The 17,323-nt window shown below is 61.4% G+C and carries 19 protein-coding genes; 7 read left to right on the forward strand and 12 right to left on the reverse strand.

All coding sequences use genetic code 11. From position 1 onward, the window contains the following. The first annotated feature begins 154 nt into the window (after nucleotides 1-154). Together mgtE and NXT3_RS07470 are read left to right on the forward strand one after the other, a co-directional pair. Nucleotides 155-1,576 carry a magnesium transporter gene (gene mgtE / locus NXT3_RS07465; RefSeq protein ID WP_037423233.1) on the forward strand — a complete coding sequence of 474 codons (1,422 nt, stop codon included), beginning with the start codon at nucleotides 155-157 and terminating at the stop codon, nucleotides 1,574-1,576. A 54-nt stretch (nucleotides 1,577-1,630) separates the two neighbouring features. Next, entirely contained in the window at nucleotides 1,631-2,026 is a 396-nt protein-coding gene (locus NXT3_RS07470) for a MerR family transcriptional regulator (RefSeq protein ID WP_037423231.1), read from the forward strand. Nucleotides 2,027-2,093: 67 nt separating this feature from the next. On the opposite strand, the gene NXT3_RS07475 is transcribed toward NXT3_RS07470, so the two are convergent. From NXT3_RS07475 to NXT3_RS07485, 3 genes are all read right to left on the reverse strand, one after another. Then, nucleotides 2,094-2,567 carry a methyltransferase family protein gene (locus tag NXT3_RS07475; RefSeq protein WP_037423229.1) on the reverse strand — a complete coding sequence of 158 codons (474 nt, stop codon included), beginning with the start codon at nucleotides 2,565-2,567 and terminating at the stop codon, nucleotides 2,094-2,096. Nucleotides 2,568-2,570: 3 nt separating this feature from the next. Then, nucleotides 2,571-3,587: a heparan-alpha-glucosaminide N-acetyltransferase gene (locus NXT3_RS07480; protein ID WP_104839032.1), complete on the reverse strand. Its 1,017-nt coding sequence runs from the start codon at nucleotides 3,585-3,587 to the stop codon at nucleotides 2,571-2,573. Between the two features lie 131 nt (nucleotides 3,588-3,718). Next, complete coding sequence (locus tag NXT3_RS07485) at nucleotides 3,719-4,408, reverse strand: DUF599 domain-containing protein (protein ID WP_037423223.1); 690 nt, start codon at nucleotides 4,406-4,408, stop codon at nucleotides 3,719-3,721. Nucleotides 4,409-4,665: 257 nt separating this feature from the next. Between NXT3_RS07485 and NXT3_RS07490 the strand changes: the two genes are divergently transcribed. Continuing rightward, a complete protein-coding gene (locus NXT3_RS07490; protein WP_037423220.1) occupies nucleotides 4,666-6,066 on the forward strand; it encodes an L-serine ammonia-lyase in 1,401 nt (466 codons plus the stop codon). Nucleotides 6,067-6,142: 76 nt separating this feature from the next. Further along, nucleotides 6,143-6,580 carry a DUF1489 family protein gene (locus NXT3_RS07495; protein WP_037423217.1) on the forward strand — a complete coding sequence of 146 codons (438 nt, stop codon included), beginning with the start codon at nucleotides 6,143-6,145 and terminating at the stop codon, nucleotides 6,578-6,580. 35 nt (nucleotides 6,581-6,615) lie between these two features. On the opposite strand, the gene NXT3_RS07500 is transcribed toward NXT3_RS07495, so the two are convergent. The 6 genes from NXT3_RS07500 to NXT3_RS07525 all read right to left on the reverse strand — a co-directional run bounded on the left by NXT3_RS07500 (nucleotide 6,616) and on the right by NXT3_RS07525 (nucleotide 12,182). Further along, nucleotides 6,616-6,885 carry a hypothetical protein gene (locus NXT3_RS07500; RefSeq protein WP_104839033.1) on the reverse strand — a complete coding sequence of 90 codons (270 nt, stop codon included), beginning with the start codon at nucleotides 6,883-6,885 and terminating at the stop codon, nucleotides 6,616-6,618. Nucleotides 6,886-6,950: 65 nt separating this feature from the next. Then, on the reverse strand, nucleotides 6,951-8,465 hold the full coding sequence (locus NXT3_RS07505; RefSeq protein ID WP_199773344.1) for a D-alanyl-D-alanine carboxypeptidase: 1,515 nt from the start codon (nucleotides 8,463-8,465) through the stop codon (nucleotides 6,951-6,953). Nucleotides 8,466-8,645: 180 nt separating this feature from the next. Further along, nucleotides 8,646-9,374, reverse strand: coding sequence for a hypothetical protein (locus tag NXT3_RS07510; RefSeq protein ID WP_097526891.1), 729 nt, complete (start codon nucleotides 9,372-9,374; stop codon nucleotides 8,646-8,648). Nucleotides 9,375-9,633: 259 nt separating this feature from the next. Continuing rightward, nucleotides 9,634-10,242 carry a transglutaminase-like cysteine peptidase gene (locus NXT3_RS07515; RefSeq protein ID WP_037423211.1) on the reverse strand — a complete coding sequence of 203 codons (609 nt, stop codon included), beginning with the start codon at nucleotides 10,240-10,242 and terminating at the stop codon, nucleotides 9,634-9,636. A gap of 634 nt (nucleotides 10,243-10,876) precedes the next feature. Next, nucleotides 10,877-11,488: a PilZ domain-containing protein gene (locus NXT3_RS07520; protein ID WP_037423208.1), complete on the reverse strand. Its 612-nt coding sequence runs from the start codon at nucleotides 11,486-11,488 to the stop codon at nucleotides 10,877-10,879. 91 nt (nucleotides 11,489-11,579) lie between these two features. Beyond that, the gene (locus NXT3_RS07525) at nucleotides 11,580-12,182 is read right to left on the reverse strand and encodes a PAS domain-containing protein (RefSeq protein ID WP_234828082.1); all 603 of its coding nucleotides are present in this window, start codon (nucleotides 12,180-12,182) and stop codon (nucleotides 11,580-11,582) included. 375 nt (nucleotides 12,183-12,557) lie between these two features. Here NXT3_RS07525 and NXT3_RS07535 point away from each other — a divergent pair, with 375 nt between their 5' ends. Together NXT3_RS07535 and NXT3_RS07540 are read left to right on the forward strand one after the other, a co-directional pair. Beyond that, nucleotides 12,558-13,283 carry a rhomboid family intramembrane serine protease gene (locus NXT3_RS07535; RefSeq protein ID WP_037423205.1) on the forward strand — a complete coding sequence of 242 codons (726 nt, stop codon included), beginning with the start codon at nucleotides 12,558-12,560 and terminating at the stop codon, nucleotides 13,281-13,283. 348 nt (nucleotides 13,284-13,631) lie between these two features. After that, the gene (locus NXT3_RS07540) at nucleotides 13,632-14,060 is read left to right on the forward strand and encodes a CBS domain-containing protein (protein WP_037423202.1); all 429 of its coding nucleotides are present in this window, start codon (nucleotides 13,632-13,634) and stop codon (nucleotides 14,058-14,060) included. A 103-nt stretch (nucleotides 14,061-14,163) separates the two neighbouring features. On the opposite strand, the gene NXT3_RS07545 is transcribed toward NXT3_RS07540, so the two are convergent. From NXT3_RS07545 to folE, 3 genes are all read right to left on the reverse strand, one after another. Continuing rightward, entirely contained in the window at nucleotides 14,164-15,126 is a 963-nt protein-coding gene (locus NXT3_RS07545) for a patatin-like phospholipase family protein (RefSeq protein WP_104839035.1), read from the reverse strand. A gap of 315 nt (nucleotides 15,127-15,441) precedes the next feature. Continuing rightward, nucleotides 15,442-15,894, reverse strand: a complete 453-nt coding sequence (gene hisI, locus NXT3_RS07550) for a phosphoribosyl-AMP cyclohydrolase (RefSeq protein ID WP_037383125.1) — start codon at nucleotides 15,892-15,894, stop codon at nucleotides 15,442-15,444. 22 nt (nucleotides 15,895-15,916) lie between these two features. Beyond that, nucleotides 15,917-16,534: a GTP cyclohydrolase I FolE gene (gene folE, locus NXT3_RS07555; protein ID WP_037423197.1), complete on the reverse strand. Its 618-nt coding sequence runs from the start codon at nucleotides 16,532-16,534 to the stop codon at nucleotides 15,917-15,919. 339 nt (nucleotides 16,535-16,873) lie between these two features. On the opposite strand from folE, the gene NXT3_RS07560 reads away from it, so the two are divergent. Beyond that, nucleotides 16,874-17,320 (forward strand): iron-sulfur cluster assembly scaffold protein, encoded by a 447-nt coding sequence (locus tag NXT3_RS07560; RefSeq protein WP_083854205.1) that lies wholly within the window; start codon nucleotides 16,874-16,876, stop codon nucleotides 17,318-17,320. Nucleotides 17,321-17,323 lie beyond the last annotated feature (3 nt).

Below are 17,323 nucleotides of genomic sequence, written 5' to 3' on the forward strand. Positions count from 1 at the left end.
ACTCGTTTCACTTTTTTCATGTGCATTTGCAACAGCTTGGAGAAAAGGTCCGCGGCCCCGCGTCAACGTGTGGACCTTGGCGGAGCTTTGCGCTAGGGGCAATGGGCTGTCCATAGCGCAGGTTCAGGCGGCGTGTACTTCTGGAGGCGGGTCCATGAGCGATACAGGCGACGACGACCGCGGTTCCGAAGAACTCGCTGCCTTTGAGGGTTCGGACATCTATGCCGACGACGGTTCGGTCCGTTCGGATTTCCTGATGCATGTCGGTGCCGCGATCGCTGATCGCGACACGATCTATCTCCGCAAGCACGTCGCCGGCCTCCACGCGTCGGAATTGGGCGATCTGCTCGAGGCGATCCAGGCGGAACAGCGCCTGGCGCTTGTTTCCTTGCTCGGAAAGGAGTTCGACCTTGCCGCGCTGACCGAGGTCGACGAGGCGATCCGCCTCGATATCGTCGAGCACCTGCCGAACGAGCAGATCGCCGAAGCGATCGGCGAGATGGATTCCGACGACGCGGTCTACATCCTCGAGGATCTCGATCAGGAGGATCAGGAGGAGATCCTTGCCAAGCTGCCCTTCACCGAGCGCGTCCGTTTGCGGCGTTCGCTCGACTATCCGGAAAGCACCGCCGGCCGCCGCATGCAGACCGAATTCGTGGCCGTGCCGCCCTTTTGGACGGTTGGCCAGACGATCGACTACATGCGCGAAGACGACGATCTGCCCGAGAGTTTCACGCAGATCTTCGTGATCGACCCGACCTTCAAGCTGCTCGGCACCGTCGATCTGGACCGGGTGTTGCGCACCAAGCGATCGGTGAAGATCGATGCCATCATGCGCGACACCAGTCACTCGGTCCCGGCGGAAATGGACCAGGAGGAGGCGGCCCAGCTTTTCGAGCAGTACGACCTCCTGTCGGCGGCCGTCGTCGACGACAACGGACGGCTGGTCGGGGTGCTGACGATCGACGACGTCGTCGACGTCATCCAGGAGGAAGCCGAGGAGGACCTGCTGCGCCTTTCCGGCGTCGGCGACGAGGAACTGTCGGACTCCGTCGCGGAGGCGTCGCGTTCGCGCGTCCCCTGGCTGTTCGTCAATTCCATGACCGCCTGCATCTCCGCCTCGGTGATCGGCCTCTTCGATGCCACGATCCAGCAGATCGTCGCACTTGCGATCCTCATGCCGATCGTCGCCGGCATGGGTGGCAATGCCGGCTCGCAGACGATGACGGTCACAGTGCGCGCGCTCGCCACGCGCGGCCTCGACATCCACAACGCGCCCAGGATCATCCGCCGCGAGGCGGGCGTCGGCCTGTTGAATGGCATGATCTTCGGCAGCTTCATCGGCCTTGTCGCGGGATTCTGGTTTCAGGACGTCCATATCGGCGGCATCATTGCAACGGCCATGTTGATCAACATGATGGCCGCGGCGCTGGCCGGAATCCTGATCCCGCTGCTCCTCGACAAATCCGGTGCCGACCCGGCGGTCTCCTCCGCCGTCTTCGTCACGGCCGTCACGGACATCACCGGCTTCTTCAGCTTCCTCGGGATCGCCACCTGGTGGTTCCACGTCACGTGAGCCCGTTTGACTTTTACGTCAAAGTCAATGATAGTGGGTCTGTAGTTTGATGGAATGGCGGGCGTGAACAAGTACTATAGCATTACGGAATTGACGCGGGAATTCGGTATCTCCACCCGGACGCTGCGTTTCTACGAGGATGAGGGCCTCATCCATCCGGAACGCCGCGGACGCACGCGCCTGTTTCGCCCAGCCGATCGGCATCTGATCAAGGAAATTCTGCGCGGCCGGCGCATCGGCTTCACGATCGCCGAGATCCGCGAGATCATTCAGATCTACAAGGATCCGCCCGGCGAGATGGGCCAATTGCAGCTCCTGATGAAGCGCGTCGAGGAGAAGCGCGAGGAGCTACGGCAGAAGCGCAAGGATATCGACGATACGCTTGCCGAACTCGACAATGTGGAGGAATCCTGCCTGACGCGTCTCGCCGAAATCGGGGTCGGGACGTAGGAAACGCGCAGACGGTTTTGCAATCTTTCGAAAGGTGGCCGCGAGCCGCCTTTTTTCGTTCCGCCGTTCAGATCCACCGTGTCGTGTGGCGGCAATAGCGTTCGAATTCGAAGCCGAAACGCGAGAGCAGGTGCCGCTCCTCGTTGCGTACGGCGACCAGCGTCGTCAGGGCGACGGCCACGATTCCCAGCACGAAGAACCAGGGATTGAGGGTGATCAGGCCGAGGCCGACCATCGCAAAGGTATAGCCGAGATAGATCGGATTGCGGGTGAAGCGGAAAGGTCCGCCGGTGACGAGGCAGGTTGCACAGCGGTGGGGAAGCACGGCAGTGCGGCGTTCGAGGAGGGCCTTGACGGCCCAGAGATCGAGCAAGGCCGCAAGCAGGATCAGGGCGCAGCCCGCCAGCCAAGGAAGCCAGCCATGCCCGTGGGCGACCGGAATGGGGAAAACACGGCCGACCGCCACCGCGGCCAGGGCTGCCGCGCCGTAAATTAGCGGTGGCCATGGAAAACTCAGCGGCTTGGCACGATAGGCGTTCATGTCCTAGTCCCCCGACTGCGCTTCCATTGTGCATTGAGATGCGATTCGCGCAATGCGTTCATCCGTTCGCAAGTCGATCTTCCCCTGGTTTAGATCCTCGAACAGGTTCTGCTCTTTCAATTGGTCGAGCGTGCAGCCGCAAAAGACGCTGCACGAGATGCCCGATCCGTCACGGCTGCAGGCCTGCTCGCAGCTCAGCCGATAGGCCTGTGCCGGATCCGGGACGGGGGCAGGGGCGACGAGAGAATAGGCGTAGACGAGCCCGATGAGCAGCGGCTGGTGGATGAGGTATATGGCCAGACTGTGGCGCCCGGCAATGGCGAGCGGCTTGATCCACAGCTTGCCGTTGCCCTTGTCGCTTTTCGCGGTCCGCCATCGGGCGATGAGCATTGCGTGGAACAGCTTCGCCGTGCCGAGCCCGATGAGAAAGGGGGCCAGCCACGGCAGAAGCGGAACGTAATCATTGGAGCGCGGGATCGTTTCGGACAGCCCGACCCACCAGAGCGCCGGCGCGTCGAAGAAGGCCGAGCGCAGATAGAGCGGCGCGGCGAAGGCGGCAGCGGCGGCGAGGAACGAGGCCGGCGCCGGGAGCCGCAGGAAGAGAATGCCTACGAGGCTTGCCGCCGCGATCGCATGGAGAATGCCGAAAAAGATGAAGGACTGGGGAATGGCGAAAAAGGTGGCAATGCTGATCAGCGCCGCCGCCCCGGCGATTTTGGCGAAACGCTTAAGAAACGGGCGCGCGCGGAATTTCGGACTGTGGCCGAGCACCAGGCTGTAGCCGGCGAGAAACAGGAAGCTGCTGGCGATCAGCCTGGCAAACAGCCTCCAGCCGCCCGTGCCCGCCGTGCCCGCCGCCACATAGCCGAAGAATTCCAGATCCCAAGTGAAGTGGTAGATCGCCATGGCGACGAGCGCCAGCCCGCGCAGCGCATCGAGGAGATCAATTCGGCCCCTCCGCATCACCTCCGGCTGTTCGGCGGGTGTTTCGTCGATGGTCGTCGCAGAAGTCTCAGGCATGGCGTTGCCGTTCCGTTGAGAAAGGAGGCGTTCGGCAGATCGCAGACGCGTCGCGATTATGCTGAGAAGAAGACCGATTCTCGTCTTTGTCCAGCGTCGATCGTCGCTTCGCAGGCGCGAGTGAGGGCGATCTATTGCGTGTCGGCGAGCAAGGCATCGCGTGCTTCGGAGAAGAACTGCCTGCGCGTCAGCACGAAAATCACGAGGCACGTCAGTACGATGAAGACATAGGGACTGATGAACCAGCCGAGATAGCCGATCGATAGGAAGATCGCCCTCAACCCGGCATTGAAATGCTTGCCGGCGAGGATGTTCATTCTTATGGCGCGCTCGGCCGCCTGTTCTGCTATTCGACGGTCGCGCGACATATCGGCCGTCATCGGGATACCGCCCATCAGGATGGAGCAGTAGTTGAACAGCCGGTAGGACCAGCCGAACTTGAAGAAGGAGTAACCGAAGAGGCACGTCAGGCCGCCGACCTTCAGTTCGAACCCGGCCCGGCCGCCGCGAAAAATCTGCGGCAGGTCGTTGAAGATCATCTGCACCTGCTCGGTCGCCCCGAGCAGCGCAAAGCAGCCGCCGAGCGCGAAAATGGTCGTCGAGGCAAAGAAGGCGGTACCGGCCTGCAGGCCTGCGATGATCTGCGTGTCGATCATCTTCAGGTCGCGATTGAGAGAATTGCGGATCCACCGCGCCCTGTTCTCGTTCATCAGGCGGGTCAGGCTGACGCGCTTGAAATTGCGTCTTCCATCGGTCGCCCAATTGAAACTGCCCCATAGCAGGATGAAGATTGAAAGCGCGATGTAATCTTCGATTGTCATGCAGGTCTTTTGGCACGACCGTTCGAAAATGCAAGATCGCTGCGGCGCACTCAGCGGGCTCGGCGATGTCGCACGGGCAAAATCCGATGTCGGTCGGTCGCCTGACCGATTGGCATAGGATCGCTTAGGCTTTCGCCCTATATATAAGGACGATCGGGCCGCTTTCGGAAAGATTCGAGACGGTATCGATCCAATCATTACAGGGTTTTGGCCCGCACAGGCGGGGTGCTCTGTCAGGCGCTGGGGCAGGCAATTTCATGTTTCTTTCCGTCTTCGACGTTTTCAAGATCGGTATCGGTCCCTCGAGTTCGCATACGATGGGACCCATGTCGGCCGCGAACCGCTTCCTCGATCTTATCCTGTCGGACGAATGGCCGCGGCCGTCGCATGCTGCCGTCGCCGCCATCAAGGTCAGCCTGCATGGTTCGCTAGCCCATACGGGCATCGGGCACGGGACGGGGAGGGCGGTGATCTTGGGGCTGATGGGCGAGCGGCCCGATCTGGTCGACCCCGACCGGATGGATGCCATTATCGACGAGGTGGATCGGACGGGCCGCATCACTCCGCCCGGCCATCCTGCCTATCTGTTTCAGCCGAAGACCGACTTGGTTTTCGATAAGAAAGTGCCGCTGCCGGGCCACGCCAACGGCATGGCATTCACCGCCTTCGACCGTGACGGCCGGCTGCTGCTGAAGCGGATCTATTATTCGATCGGCGGCGGTTTCGTGGTCACCGACACGGAGCTCGAAGCGATGCGGGCGACCAAGAACAAGCCAACCGGCACCAAAATCCCCTATCCCTTCGCGACTGCCCAGCAGATGCTCGATATGGCGGCGCGCTCCGGACTGACGATTGCCCAGATGAAACGGGCGAACGAGGAATGTTCGATGTCGCGGGACGAACTCGATGCCGGCCTCGACCGCGTCTGGTCGGCGATGAGCGCCTGCATCGATCGCGGCCTCAGCCAGGAAGGGATCATGCCGGGTGGCCTGAAGGTCCGCCGGCGGGCCCGGGCAATTCACGACAAGTTGCAGGAGGAATGGCGCTCCAACAAGACCAACCCGCTGCTCGCCAATGATTGGCTGAGCGTCTATGCGATGGCCGTCAACGAGGAGAATGCCGCCGGCGGTCGGGTGGTCACCTCGCCGACGAATGGTGCGGCCGGCGTCGTGCCGGCGACCATCCGCTATTACCTGCATTTCCATGAGGATGCGGACCAGGCGGGCATTCGCGACTACCTGCTCACGGCGGCCGCGGTCGGCGGCATCATCAAGCACAACGCCTCGATCTCCGGTGCCGAGGTCGGCTGTCAGGGCGAGGTCGGGTCGGCTTCTGCCATGGCGGCGGCGGGACTGGCGGCCGTGATGGGCGGCACGCCGGAGCAGGTCGAGAATGCGGCCGAGATTGCCCTGGAGCACCATCTCGGCATGACCTGCGACCCGGTTGCCGGCCTCGTTCAAGTGCCGTGTATCGAGCGCAATGCGCTCGGCGCGGTGAAGGCGGTGACCGCCGCGTCGCTGGCGCTCAAGGGCGACGGCAAGCATTTCGTGCCGCTCGACGCCTGCATAGAGACGATGCGGCAGACCGGCGTCGATATGAACGACAAGTACAAGGAAACCTCAACCGGCGGTCTTGCGGTAAACGTCGTCGAGTGCTGAGGCCGAAGCGTCTTTTGTGGACGAAACGGCTCAATCCGCTTGACCACGAGCCGCGGACGGGTGTTCAAGCATTGCCATGGCTTTGCATCTCATAAAGCTCTGCGTCGGCGCAGAATCCGTCGAAGACTTGCGCGAGTGGGTCGCCCGCAAGGCTCTCGCGGCCGTCGCCGCGGGGCAGGAGCCGCACTCCTTCCATACGACCCGGATGGTGCCGAAGCGCACAGAGGACCTTCTCGCCGGAGGTTCGCTCTACTGGGTGATCAAGGGATATGTACAGGCACGCCAGCCGCTGATCGGCATCGAGACCTTCACCGACGGCGAGGGCGTTGGCCGCTGCAATCTTCTCCTCGGGGCGCAAGTGATCGAAACCGAGCTTCAGCCGCGCCGCGCTTTCCAAGGCTGGCGTTATCTGGAGCAGAAGGAGGCCCCGCGCGATCTGGCGTCGCTTTCCTCGGACGGCGGCGAAATGCCGCTCGAATTGCGCCGTGAACTGGCGGAACTCGGCCTCTTGTAACAGGCGGCGCCCGCAATCAAAGCGCTGTCTAAGTGTCAGCCGATCCGGATTCGCAAGGGATGCCGGTGACCGGCTGCGGTGACGTGCAGGTGTATTCCCGCACGCGGCTGGGTCGAGCGCCAGGCGCGGGCGCCATGCGTCAGCAGCATGGCCACCAGATCACGCGTTTTCCCTTTGGAGCGGTTGAGACCGGCATCGGCTATGCGCATGGCCGCCTCGTGCAGCGGATGCAGACCGGTGCGCACGGGCTTTCCCTTACTTCCCGGTATCGCAGGGATGCCGGGGACATTCTCGTTCACTGCCATGACAAACCTCGTTACGCTAAACAATTTCCGAGGAGATCGGCCGGAAAAACATCCGGCCGTGTCTGTCACTGCTGGCTGGCCCAGCAGGCGAAGCCCTTCTTCTTCAAGATCTTGCAGGCGTTGATTGCCTTGTTCTGGTCATCGAAACCACCGAAGCGTGCCCGGTAGACCTGTGCCGAACCGTCGCCGAATGCGACGGTGAACGGTGTTGCATCCCGCAGCACCTTGCCGCCTTTTTCCTTGGCATTGTCAAGGAGGGTCATGGCTTGTGCCTTGTCGGCCGTGGCACCGATCTGAATGACCCAGCCCTGCGGCTGGATGTCGGCTTGCATCCTTGCCTCTGCGCCGGCCGAAGCCTCTGCCTTGGCGACCGAATTGGTGATCTGCGTATCGACGTCGGCGGAGACGGCTGCCTGGTGGGTGAGCTTCGCGCTTTGGGCGTCGAGCGTGTTCGGCGCAACCTTGGCCGCGAGGACCGGATTGTCGGAAGCGGGCTTCTCGGCTGCATAGGCCATTTCGACGCTGCCGGCGCTTTCGCTGCCGTAACGGAAATCCGGTACCGGACCGGTGTTCGGCAGGTCCGAAGCGGCGGCGACCGATGCAGCTGCCGCGACGGCTTGCACTTCGGCCTCGGCGACGGCCGTTTCCGTAACGCTCTCGACCGGTGCGGCCGGCGCTTCGGCGATCAGGTTGCCGTTGCCGCGGCGGGAGGCGGCCGGCATGTACTTGGCGACCAGCTTGCGCATCTGCGCGTCGCGAGAGCCGCCGGAGGTTCCGCCCATGACCACGGCGACGATACTGCGGCCATCGACTTGGGCGGAAGTTACCAGGTTGAAACCGGAAGCGCGCGTATAGCCGGTCTTGATGCCGTCGACGCCCCGCACATTGCCGAGGAGGCGGTTGTGGTTGCCGATGGTCTGCTTGCCAAAGCGGAAGCTGCGGGTCGAAAAGTAATCGTAATATTGCGGGAAATGCTGGCGCAGGGCGAGACCGAGCCGGGCCTGATCGCGCGCCGTGGTCTTCTGTTCCGCGTTCGGCAGACCGTTGGCGTTGCGATAGGTCGTACGCGTCATGCCGAGGGCGCGCGCCTTGTTCGTCATCATGCGGGCGAAGCGCTGTTCCGATCCGCCGAGGAGCTCGCCAAGAGCCGTCGCCGCGTCGTTGGCCGATCGCGTGACCAGCGAAAGGATCGCCTGTTCGACAGTGATCGATTTGCCGGCGCGGACGCCGAGCTTCGAGGGCGGCTCCGCCGATGCCTTCTTGGAGAAGGGCACCGGAGTGGATTTGCTGATCCGGCCGGCCTCGAGCGCCTCGAAGGTCAGGTACAGCGTCATCATCTTGGTGAGCGAGGCCGGATAGCGCAGCTGATCCGCATCCTCGCCATAGAGCACCTTGCCGGTCTTCGCGTCGACGACGATGCCGGCATATTTCGGATTGGCGAATGCCGGCGCCGAGAGGGCCAAACTGGCGACGACGCCAGCGAGGACGAGCCGTCCTACCACTTTTGCGAAGCCGCCGAGCGGACGTTTGGCGAGATCAAAAAAAACGGATCGAGACACTGCGTTGCTCTTCATTCTTATGTCATGGGTGTCGTCCGGACGACGTCTCCGGATACGACCGTTCCCGAGACAGTATCGGGATAGCGTTACCAATCGGTTTATGATGAATGATTGGTTTCCGGGGCAGGTTGTCTTGTTCGGCTATGGCACCGCTGGCCGCATTGGCGAGCAGGCTGCCTCGACCACGACTCTTTGACAAATTCACGGCACGAGTCGGTCTCGGATGAAACTTTCCATCGAAGCATCGATTGCCTGCCATTCCGGCAGCAACTTTGCCGAGAAACGGTAGAGAATGCTGAGATCCTTGCCCGCATGAAAGTCGCGCTGGCAATCGGCGCTCGTCGAGGTCGCGGGGTTTTGCGGCAGGAGGCAGCGCAGGACAAAGGGCGGGCGTCCAGTTCGAGTGGCGGTGAAAAAGGCCTCGCCGGCATAGCTGGAACTCGGCTTGGCGTCGTATCTGGTGAGGCCCGCCGGGGCGGGCTGAGCGGTCTCCTCCAGGACGTGCCTATAGATCGGCTCGAACCGCCCCGACATATCGCGTGACATGGTGCTTTGTGCGATCTGCAGGAAGATCAGCCTTTCCGGCCGGTCGACATCGTTGAACACCTGACGGGTCTCGTCGCTGTAGCCCTCGAGCGCCGGCCATGTGAGATAGAGGTCGACCTGCTCGACGATTCCTGTTGCCCGTTGGCTGTCGAAGCGGATGACATTTGCCGGCAGACGCAGATGATCCTGTCCGATGAAGATATCGAAGCTTTCGCGGCTGGAGGTATGTCCGGCGCGCGCCAGCTTCTCGCCGAGCCACGGCGTCGACACGGAAATGGCCAGCACGAGCGCCGCCAGAAGCCCGACGGCCGCGGTGGCCTTGTAGGCGAGGCGTGGCGAAAGAAGCGGGGCAAGTTCCGGTTGGGGACTCAAGGGCTTGTTCACGAGAGGCGCCGTCCGTGGCGATGGCGTGGCCGTTTGGAGATGCACGCCCTCCATCCTTCGTCTTGCCGACTCCGGCGGTGGTCGCTTCCTGACGCTCGCGCAGCATGGTTAATTTTCGATGAAGCGCGTGCTGCGTCTCGCGCAATAAAAGAGGGCCGGTTCCGGGGACAAACGGAACCGGCCCCGCGGGGCTTGGTCTAGACGGGGACGCTGACCCAAGCCCGTGTCGCATTCATGATGGCGGCCGATTGCGGCCGGACTACTCGGTACGGATCGTGCCCACGGCAACCGCGCGGCCATCCTGCAGTTTCACCCACCGTCCGGCATTCTCCGAGGATTGGCGCTTCAGGAAGGTGTATTCGGTCTCGGACCACAGCAGGACCTTGCTGCGCATGTTGTCGAGGATGAAATCGCCTCGATCGGTACGCACCGTGAGCACAGCATGGCCGTCGCCGTTCGGCTGCAGCACGACCGTGATCAAGAGATCGGCGGGAGAAAAGCCGCTTTCGATCAGCTTGCGGCGCTTCAGGAGCACGTAGTCCTCGCAATCGCCGACGACATCCGGATAGGACCACTTCTCTTCCACGCCATTGATCTCCATGTCGGTCAGCGGCGTAATCGCCTGATTCACCTCGTAATTGACCTCGAGGATTTTCTTCCACCCTTCGCGCGTCAGCACGGCCGGGCCGCGGTCGGGACCTGTCGGCGAACATTCGGAGGAATGGCTCTTGCAGAACTCGTAGTGGCCCACGGGCGGGTTGGTCGAGCCGCCCACGCTCATGTTTGCCGGAAGGGCAAGGGCAGGCCCTGCCAGAAAGCCTGTTATCAGCGCCGCAGCGGCGAACGTCTTGGCGATTATCTTGTGCATGTTTGTCTCCCCGTTGTGGTTCGACAATGGCACAAGGCTTTTTATCGCCGGCGAATATCCGAGGTAAAAACAAGTACAAATAAGAATAGTATAAGAATAAAAGAAGAATAGAATTCGAGTTGAATAAGAATAAAATACTGCTAAATTTTTATCGAGTTTTTCCCCGAGTAAACCCTGGGCACTTGGCATGTGGTTGAAAAACCGGGGCTTTTGATCCTTGAGGCGGCTTGGCGGAGAGGTGCGGCCGGTGCGCACCATTCAGCCATCCGCGCGAGGGGATAGGCGAGATGATAGCTATAGAGTTAATCAGCGGCAGACTTGTCGTAACTGACAATTATCCAAAGAATATTTCCGCCTCAGCTTAGGTGCGTCAGTGGCAATTTCTAAAGGATCGAAGCGGAGGTCCACGGGCGAGCGCCCATGGCAGCAACCGGTGGCGGAGTACGCAGGCAAGGCGAGACCTTGGCTCGGCGCTGAGCAGCTTCGGGATGTCGGCGAAGTCTAGCGCTTTGGCGCGCTGTGTCTTGGCCTTACGGCGCCGTGCGTCCCTTCAGGACGCGCAAAGGACGCTGGAAATCTTTGAAGCTACGCATCGTGCTTTCCGAAAATCGGGTCCGATTTTCGGGCCGATACGCTAGAGGAATTCGGTCAGCGCCTCGCGCGCCTGGATCCCGGAAAACTCGATCGCCACGCCCTCCTGGAAATGGCGCACGATCCTGCCCTTCATGCCGTGGCCGAGCTTGACCGCCGTTCCTATGGCGGGGCGGACGTCGATGTCGACCGCCGCACCCGAGAGCGAAAGGTCGATGATGCGGCAGGCATATTTCTCACCGGTGTCGACGGTGAGCTCGGTGACCGTCTTGCGCGGCGCAAGCCGGTCGTGGCGCCGATCCTCCGGCAGTCCCAGTTCGTGCTTGTTGGCAATCCAGGTGAGCTGCGCGGCGAGCTTCTCGCGCTTGCGCTCGGTGGCGTTCAACTGGATGACGAAGGCATCCTCGCCGAGTCTCGATACGGTGCCTTCGAGGCGGCCGACGTGATCGATATAGGCGATGATGCGCTCACCGGTGCGCGGCCGCGCCGCGGTCGCGAAAAGCACGTCCCCCGGCGACATGTCGACCGCGGTGCATTCATATTCGTCACGATTGGCAAGCATCAGCCGCCCCGCAAGATTTACCGAAACACGCTGAAAGGCGTTCTCCTGGTGTGGCCTCGGGCCGCTATTTTGGGCGTGCTGAAACGAGAACATGGTCACTCTGCGATCGACATATGCTTGCACGCGGAAGTATAGGCGTGGCCGGTTAATAGAAGGTTCGCCGCAGGGTTGGTTTCATGCCTCGTCAGTCACGCCTGCCGCCGTCAAGGATGCGCAAATGCGACACCTTGCGATTGTTGCGTCCGATCCATCCTGCAACGTTTGATTTTGTCGTCGCCGGTTGCCGATAGGCGGGATCGAGCGGCAGGTTTGGGGAAGCATCGGGAAGGCTGAGGCCGGTTGAGACAAGATGCGTGAGCGGCGTCATATGCAGCCAGACCGGGCGGGCGAGGGGAGAGAGCGCGCCGAGCAGACGGTCGTTCGTACCGTCGGACGATGCGAGGGGCGCAAGCAGCAGTTCAACGTCGAGTTCGTCACCGGCCCCCGTGGCGCCGCGGGCATAGAGCAGCATGGGCGTCATTTGCGTCATCACCTCTTCGGCAATACGGGCGGTTCCGTCCGCTTCCGAGTCGAGCCAGAGGTCGCCGAATTGCCCGTCGCGCAATTCTCGGCCGAACAGCGCGCAGACTCCAGTCCCCGCAAGACGAAAGCGAACGTCACGGCTTGCCTGCCTTTGAAGAATGAAAAGATCGGGCAGCAGCGAACGGATATGCGCCGGATCGATTTCGTCCCGGCGCGGAAGGTCGCGATTGCCGCGGACTGCATTCCAATACTGGAACAGCTCCATTGTCGTTCTGCTGTGCATAGGGGCGATACACTCCCTGATTAGATGGCCCTGAATGGGTGGGCGGCTGTACCGGAGTGATACAGGTGGCCGCCTCTCGCTCGGTTCTGAAATGGACGGAGCGATTTCCGTGCCACGCCGAAATTAAGGTTAACGGTCGGTTTCCCTTGCTGGCGGGGCTGCCGGCTGGCATTTCCTCCCCATCACTTCACGAAGGGTTGCCTTCGGCACATCGACTGGAGCACCGGAATTTGGGCTCGACGGCCGTTCAGTTTTTACTGGACGGCCTTTTTTTGTTTGCTTATCCCTTCGCGTGTCGTCGGTACTGCCGGACGACGGAGACACGGCCGTCATAGGCGCGTGAGCAGGAAGAGAGTGATGGAACAGGATCAGCCGGCGACACCGGTCGATGGCGAAAGCACGGTAAGCCGCAGCCGGGAACCCGCCTTCAATCTTCCGCAGGGCCTGAACTTCGTTCTCCTGTTCCTCGTGGCGATCCACGCGATCAGAACCTATGTTCTGCCGGAGACGCTGGACCAGGAAGTCATTCTCAACTTTGCTTTTCTGCCGGCGCGCTACACGATCCCGCTCGGCGAGCAGGGTCTCGTCTGGCTGTGGTCTCCCGTTACCTATTCCTTTCTCCACGGCAGTTGGGAGCATCTGATTTTCAATGTCTTCTGGATGGTTGCGTTCGGCGCGCCGGTGGTGCGGCGCATCGGCGTCGCGCGGCTCGCCCTCTTCTGGTGTCTCTCGGCTGCAGCGGCCGTCGCCCTGCACGTCGTCTTCCATTGGGGCGAGATGGCGGTGGTTGTCGGTGCCTCAGGCGTTGTCTCCGGTTTCATGGGAGCGGCGGCGCGCTTCGTCTTTTCGCCGAGCGGCCGCATCAGCCGCCAATTCGCCCATCTCAACCGCCGGCTTTCGCTCACGGAAACGCTGGGAAACCGGTCAGTATTGGTGTTCACCGGGATATGGTTCCTGACCAACTTCCTGATCGGGCTCGGCCTCTTCTCCATGGGAGGCGCGGGAAGCGTCGCCTGGGAGGCGCATATCGGCGGCTTTCTCTTCGGCTTCCTTCTGTTCGGCCTGTTCGATCCGCGCAAGTGAGTCGATGGAGTGCCGCATCCTCCATCGCAGCACGATGAAGGATTGTTTCATATTCAGGACCATCGTGATGCTCTTCGCCCGGAAGAGAGTGAAGGACGTCGCGCGAAGGCTTGATTTCATTGGAGCCCTGACGCACCATTCACCACGGTCGCCGATCACCTAACGTTAGGCGGCCGCTGAAATGACCGGGTGGGTGCGGTTCGTGTGGTGGCACGAGCGCCTTACCGGGTCGGGTTCCTGCGGCCGACTGTCCGTAAAGCATCCCCACTCGGGATGCGTGCGTAGCAGCTGATACGGCGAGAACCTCTTCCCGCGAGCCCGGTATTTGTCGCAACGGGAGATGTGTGCATGTCAGTCAAAGCAATTCTCAATGAAAAGGGCCGCAGCGTCGTAACCGTGACGCCTCAGGTGACGGTGCAGCAGGCGGCGACATTGCTCCATGACAATCATATCGGTGCCGTGGTCATCGTCGATGTCGATGATCATATCGTCGGCATTCTCACCGAACGCGACGTCGTCGCCTCCATTGCCAAATATGGTGCCGGCTGTCTCGACAAACCGGTCTCATCGGTCATGTGGCAGAACGTCTATTGCTGCGGCGAGGAAATGACGGTGCAGAGCCTGATGGAGATGATGAGCAAATTCCGCGCGCGCCATCTCCCGGTCGAAAGCGAGGGCCGCCTGGCGGGTATCATATCGATCGGCGACGTGGTGAAATACCATATTCGCGCCATCGAGCGGGAGACCGAAGAAATCAAGGCATACATCGCCGGCTAGAGGCGAGAGGGTCACCTCCTTCGCGCGTCCTTAAGGGCGCGCGAAACAGGCTGCGGGAGCGTCTCAAAGCACTGACGGGTTTTGGGATGCGCCTGGTTATCAGCTATCGGGTAAGCGCTTCCTGCATTCGCTTGATCTCGGCAAGCTTGGCTTTCGCCTCCAGGTAACCGCGTTCGATCGCTTCGCCGGCGCGGTGAAACTCCGACAGTCCGATATCGTTGAGCTTGGGATGGAGCGCCAGATCCGGCGGGTCACCGGCCAGGCGTGCGCGCGATATGCGGTCCTGGATGATGTTGAAGGCCTGAACCATGACGCTCGTCATGCCGAGACGCGCCGAATAGGCACTGCCCGGCTTGGCGGGAGCGTCGGGGGCTTCCATGCCGGCGTTGTGCTTGACGACGGCGGAACGGCCGTAGAGATCGTAGTTGAGGTTGACGGCGACGACGAGTTGCTGCTCGTAGGCGCGGCAAACGGAGACGGGAACGGGATTGACGAGGGCGCCGTCGATGAGGGTGCGCCCATTCGCATGGATCGGTTCAAAAATCCCCGGCAGCGCATATGAAGCGCGTATCGAGGTGATCAGCGATCCCTTTTCCAGCCACACCTCGTGACCGCTGTGGACTTCCGTGGCGACAGCGATGAAGGGACGGTCGAGATCCTCGATGCTGATGTTCTCGAGGTGCTCCTGCATGCGCTTGGTGAGCCGCAGGCCACCGAACAGGCCACCGCCGCCGATGGCGAAATCGAGCAGGCTGGCGATGCGGCGGACGGTGAGGGAACGGGCGAAGTCTTCGAGCTCGTCAAGCTTGCCGGAGAGATAGCAGCCACCGACAAGCGCGCCGATCGACGTGCCCGCGATCATGCCGACCTCGACACCCTCTTCGTCGAGCGCTCTCAAGACGCCGATATGGGCCCAGCCGCGCGCCGCGCCGCCGCCAAGTGCTATGGCGATCTTCGGCTTCGCCGAGAGTGGGACGGGTTCAGAAGGTGTGGTCGTCAGCGATGTGCCATTGGGGCCGGACAGGTCGGCTATTTGAGTATTGCGCGTGAACGTCCAGTTCAACATCCGGCACCTCCAACACCGCCGAACCGATTAATCTGAAGCGCGCGTCTTGTAGGAGACCCCTGCCAAGCCGGCGTGGTGTCGGCCTTGTCACATTCATGGCTGAAAGACTGGCACCAGAATTGAAATTTAGCACCGAACCTGTCGCCAATGCGGCTGGCCCAGTAAACATTGGATACAATCTGCAACACAGCTCGGAACGCCGCAGTTACCGCAGGAACCGATTGTATGATAAATGATTAAGCGCCCGTTTAGTTTCTAAAGTATGAATATAACATGGGGGTGCCCCAGGAAAATCCAGATGATTTCAGCCAGGCGCTATTTTTCGGCGTAGACAAGCTTCGGATCAAAGTATCTGCGTTCATCCGAAATGGTTACTTTCGGCTCACCGCCCTCGACCCCAACCGTGCGGTAGAAGCAGGAGCGGCGTCCCGTGTGACAGGTGGCGTCATGGCCTGCAACGGTAACCTTCAGCCAGACGGCGTCCTGATCGCAATCGGTCCTGATTTCCTGGACGGCCTGCACGTTGCCGGAACTCTCGCCCTTCTTCCACAGGCTGTTGCGCGAGCGGCTGAAATAGTGGGCAATACCGGTTTCGATCGTCAGCGCCAGTGCCTCGGCATTCATATGCGCGACCATCAGCAATTCGCCGTCGCGGGCGTCGGTCACTACAGCGGTGACCAGGCCCTTCTCGTCGAAGCGGGGCGTGAAGGCCGAGCCAATCTCAAGCTCGGCCTTGTCGTTCGAGGGAGCAGCAAAAGTCAGCGTCATCGCGAAAGCGCCTTGCTGGAGCTTACTTGAAGCCCCTCAACATGGTCATGAAGCGGGCCTGCTCGGCCGGCTCCGTCTTGAAGGCACCGGTAAAGGTGGTCGTCAGCGTCGTCGCGCCCTGCTTCTTGATGCCGCGCATCGCCATGCACAGATGCTCCGCCTCGATCAGCACGGCGACGCCGCGCGGAGCGAGCGTCTCGTCGATCGCTTTGGCGATTTGCGCCGTCATCGACTCCTGCGTCTGCAGGCGGCGCGCATAGATGTCGACGACACGGGCGATCTTCGACAAGCCGAGGACGCGGCCGCTTGGCAGATAGGCGACATGTGCCTTGCCGATGATCGGCACCATGTGGTGTTCGCAATGCGAATAGAACGGAATGTCCTTCTCAAGCACGATATCGTCGTAGCCCGAAACCTCCTCGAAGGTGCGTCCAAGCACGTCTTCGGCAACCAGGTCGTACCCGCCAAAGATTTCCCGATAGGATTTGACGACACGCGCGGGCGTGTCCTTCAGGCCCTCCCGGGTCGGGTCTTCGCCGGCCCAGCGCAGCAGTACGCGAACGGCTTCCTCGGCTTCTTTCTGCGTCGGACGACCACTGGTGTCATCGAGCACGGGGAAATTCTTTACTATGGCGTCCATATGGCCTCTTGATGCGCGAGCGGAATCGCTGACGTTTTATCTTTCGGACAACTCGCCATTGGCCATTCGCCTAACCCTGCAGGCTTGGGTTCCGTTGGCGGGCTCCGGGGCTTTCGGGTCCTGGCTTAGCAGTGCACTGGACCGTCCGGCACGGTTTCCCAAACAACAGGCGACACTTATCCTCTTGCGGAACTGTCGCCCCAACACGACATAGCATATAGTATGGCGCCACATGGATGAAAGAGGCCCAGGCGAGCGCGCCGTGCTTTTTTCCCCTGTACCGGAGAAAATCATGCGCCGATCACTCAAAACCGCGAAAAATCAGCCGGATCGCGTCAAATGATGGATGACATTTACAACAGCAGGATTCTCGAATTTGCCGGCAACATTCCGAGGGTCGGAATGCTCGCCGATGCCGATGCGGAAGCTGCGGCACATTCGAAGCTTTGCGGGTCGAAAGTCAGAATCTGGCTGAAGATGGATGGGGATGTCGTCACGGACTTCGCCCATGATGTGAAGGCCTGCGCCCTGGGACAGGCATCGTCCTCGATCATGGCCCGCCATGTCGTTGGCGCGCATACCGCGGAAATCCGCCGGGCGCGTGAGGACATGCTGGCCATGCTGAAGGCGGACGGAGAGGGGCCTTGCGGCCGCTTCGAGGACATGCGCTTTCTGCTGCCCGTTCGCGACTACAAGGCGCGCCATGCCTCGACGATGCTGACCTTTGACGCGGTTGTCGATGCGATCGGCCAGATTGAGGCCAAGCGCCTCGCAACCGCAGTATAAACG

The organism is Sinorhizobium fredii, from assembly GCF_002944405.1.
In the GTDB taxonomy this organism is placed as follows: Bacteria; Pseudomonadota; Alphaproteobacteria; order Rhizobiales; family Rhizobiaceae; genus Sinorhizobium; species Sinorhizobium fredii_C.